This is a genomic window from Prevotella sp. P4-119, from assembly GCF_002251345.1.
In the GTDB taxonomy this organism is placed as follows: Bacteria; Bacteroidota; Bacteroidia; order Bacteroidales; family Bacteroidaceae; genus Prevotella.
On sequence record NZ_NPJB01000021.1, the window covers coordinates 1 to 3570 of the forward strand.

Annotated in this window: 3 protein-coding genes; 2 read left to right on the top strand and 1 reads right to left on the bottom strand. The window is 41.7% G+C overall.

Annotation, left to right across the window (positions count from 1 at the left end):
• Positions 1-887 (top strand): MFS transporter (locus tag CIK89_RS01895; RefSeq protein WP_371593161.1); only part of this gene is annotated, 887 nt, incomplete at its 5' end.
• Positions 888-1007: 120 nt separating this feature from the next.
• On the top strand, positions 1008-2225 hold the full coding sequence (locus tag CIK89_RS01900) for a GDP-L-fucose synthase (RefSeq protein WP_094389746.1): 1218 nt from the start codon (positions 1008-1010) through the stop codon (positions 2223-2225).
• Between the two features lie 166 nt (positions 2226-2391).
• Here CIK89_RS01900 and CIK89_RS01905 read toward each other — a convergent pair whose 3' ends face one another.
• Positions 2392-2826 (bottom strand): N-acetylmuramoyl-L-alanine amidase, encoded by a 435-nt coding sequence (locus CIK89_RS01905; RefSeq protein ID WP_094389747.1) that lies wholly within the window; start codon positions 2824-2826, stop codon positions 2392-2394.
• Positions 2827-3570: the final 744 nt, after the last annotated feature.

Consider the following 3570-nt stretch of genomic DNA (forward strand, 5'->3'; position numbering starts at 1 on the left):
TACTGGTTAATAGCTTCTACTATTATGTGTTGTCACTATTCGTCATTGGGTGTGGACTGACATGTCTTGAAACAAGTGCAAACCCATATACTACCGTTCTCGGACATCCCGACAAGGCAGAGAGTCGCATCAACCTATCACAATCGCTCAACGGCATAGGATGGATTGTGGGACCGTTGGTGGGCGGTCAGTTGTTGTTCACTGGAGTAAGCATCGCCGTTCCCTATGCTGTGGTAGGCATTTTTGTTCTCGTTGTTGCATTGGTATTCTCGCGCATTAAGTTGCCAGATCCTGGTGCTGAGAACTTAGAGCTTAGAACTGAGAACTTAGAGCTTAGTGAGAGGGGTATCAGAAAATGGGCGTTCGGATTCGGAATGCTCACCCTCTTCCTATATGTGGCAGCACAGACTGGTGTAAATAGTTTCTTCATCAATTATGCTACAGATAATATACATATTGACAAACAAACGGCAAGTACTTTCTTGGCATTTGGCGGTATGGGATTGTTTTTTGCCGGTCGCCTGATAGGAGGTGTGTTGACGAACTACATTAAACCGAAGTTCGTGCTTTTAGCATGTGCTTTGCTTACCATCATAGCCACATCGATTGTGGTCACCTGTAGCGGTACAACATCGCTTATCGCTTTCTTCGCTTTGTATTTGGGCGAGAGCATCATGTTTCCCACTATTTTCTCTTTGGCTTTGAGAGATGCTGGAACCCATACTAAGATGGCATCATCATTACTCATCATGACCATTGTAGGTGGTGCGGTAGCTCCTATCTTGATGGGATACATTGCTGATACTACGGGTAGTATGGCAATAGCTTTCGTCATCCCATTGGTATGTTATGTGGTGATAGCAGGGTATGCTTTTTCTAGAGCTTAGAACTTAGTAATTTGAACGTAGAACTTAGAATGGAGAACGGAGTGCATAGAACTTAGAGATTAGAACGTAGAGATATTAGAACTAAAAAACTAAGCTCTAAGTACTAAAAATAAATATATTATGAAATTAGAAAAAAACGCAAAAATTTTCGTGGCAGGACACAATGGATTGGTTGGTTCTGCCATTTGGAATAACCTCAAAGCAAGAGGCTATAACAATCTTATAGGTAGAAGTCATAAAGAATTGGATTTGACGAACCAAGCTGAAGTGACTAAATTCTTCGACGAACAACGTCCTGACGCTGTCGTCCTTGCTGCTGCTTTCGTGGGTGGTATCATGGCAAACTCGCTCTATCGCGCTGATTTCATCATGCAAAATATGAAGATGCAGTGTAACGTCATTGAGAATGCTTATAAACATGGTGTAAAAAAACTACTTTTCCTCGGTTCTACTTGTATCTATCCAAAGAATGCACCACAACCGATGAGAGAAGACTGTCTGTTGACCTCACCATTGGAATATACCAACGAGGAATATGCTATTGCCAAGATTGCTGGTCTGAAGATGTGCGAGTCGTATAATCTTCAGTATGGTACCAACTATATCGCGGTGATGCCTACTAACCTCTATGGTCCTAATGATAATTTCCATTTGGAAAACAGCCATGTCATGCCTGCCATGATGCGTAAAATATTTCTTGCAAAACAGATTGCCGATGGCAACTGGACGGCAATACGCAGGGATTTGACTATACGTCCTGTTGGAGCTAATATGAAATTGTCTGATAATGCACCAACTTCTCGTGTTGTCATTGATGGAACAAGTGATGAAAACACGATATTGTCTGTTCTTAAATGGTATGGAATAGAGAATAATAAGGTGGTGCTATGGGGTACGGGATCTCCTCTCCGTGAATTCTTGTGGAGCGAGGATATGGCAGATGCCAGTGTTCATGTGCTTTTGAATGTGGACTTTAAAGATATTATAGGTATTGAAAAATACAGTAGTGTGTTCTATGGTGCCAAAACCGATGGCTGTGTGGATCGCAACAACTCTGAAGGTCGTGGAGGCGCTATACCGTCATTGGGTGAGATCCGTAATTGCCACATCAATGTGGGTACAGGTAAAGAACTCACAATTCGTGAACTCTCCCAACTCATTGTCAATACTGTAGGCTTCCAAGGTACTGTGATATTTGATTCAAGCAAACCCGATGGTACCATGCGAAAACTGATTGATGTAACAAAACTCCACAATCTGGGATGGCATCATAAAATAGACATAGAAGAAGGTGTACAACGCCTATTCGATTGGTATCAATCCAGTCTCTCCCTATAACAAAACAAACACCCCTTGAATGACTTGTGCCTATTCAAGGGGTGTTATATTTAAAGCCCCGTCTCATCGTCTCCCTTCGAAATTTATATTCTCGCGTCAGCAACCCAACCCATCCGTCAAAATTCCGTCTAAAATCCGATGATGAATATATTTCTTGCGTCAGCAACTAAAAAGTTTTCTGTGTTTTCTGTGAGACATTACTGTGTGCGATTTTAAACCCAGGGCAGAACGGCTTCCGTGGATCCAGGTCACAGTGTCCCACGACGAGAGCCTTAGGATACCGTTCCTTCAGTTCCTTGATGAGTTTCCACAGTGCAATCTTCTGTTCAGGCGTCCTGGTATCCTTGGGAGTCTTCCCATCCACATCCAGTCCTCCGACATACGCCACTCCGATAGAGTGTTTGTTATGGTTCTTACAGTGGGCCCCCACCAGATCCTCCGCTCTACCTTTCTCGATGGTCCCATCCGTCGGAATCACATAGTGATACCCACATCCTTTCCATCCCAATGACCGGTGATACCGATCGATGTCCTTTACTCTCAGCGTGCTCCCCGCTTTATTAGCGGTACAATGCACAACAATCAATGTTATTGTTCTCATATTACTTATAAATTTTAATTTAACCTTTCAACCTTAACGTTAACCTTAACTTTAATAAGGGATTTTAGTTAAAGATTATCTTTAGGATTATGGTTTAGATTTACCTTTAGGTTATTTTTGTCACGACTCGGCATAGTGAAAGCGTGCTTTCACTCTACTCTCGCTGCTCCAAAAATTCGATCCTGTAAGGCGATCCATAATAAATTCCTCCCATAGAGCAACGTACTGTTGCGTATTTTGGTCAAGATTTTATTTAAAGATTTTGGTAGGGAGGGAAAAATCTAAAACAAAAATCATAACTGAAAATGCGCTCGAATACCTCGCTTCTTGGGACGATTTAAAGATGGATCGCATCGGAGATGCTCGAAATCTAAAACAAAATCATGACGAAAATCTAAAACTATGGATTGTTATTTAAAGATTTTATTTCCATCAAGTACTTTTTATCATCGGAATGTTTTCGTTAAGCCATGAGCAGAATAAAGCTCCATTTTATGGCACCTTTTCTCGCCATGGCAGAGTTTAAGTGAACTTAATTCTGCTCATTTGGCTTAACGAAAACGTTCGCTTTAATTATGCCGTGGCGAGAAAACAAAGGCGTATGCCAATTTAAAGGAACTTAAACAGATTTCTTGCGAAGCAACATCTTAAAAAAGATTTCCTCCAAAGATTTCTTGCCGACAGGCAACCCCAAACCATCCGTATAAATTCCGTCTAAATTCCGATGATCCGTGTCCTCCGTTT

What these genes read in the sequence shown, in the direction of transcription:
- CIK89_RS01905 (WP_094389747.1), bottom strand. Translation starts at nt 2,826, where the DNA reads ATGAGAACAATAACATTGATTGTTGTGCATTGTACCGCTAATAAAGCG.
- CIK89_RS01900 (WP_094389746.1), top strand. Translation starts at nt 1,008, where the DNA reads ATGAAATTAGAAAAAAACGCAAAAATTTTCGTGGCAGGACACAATGGA.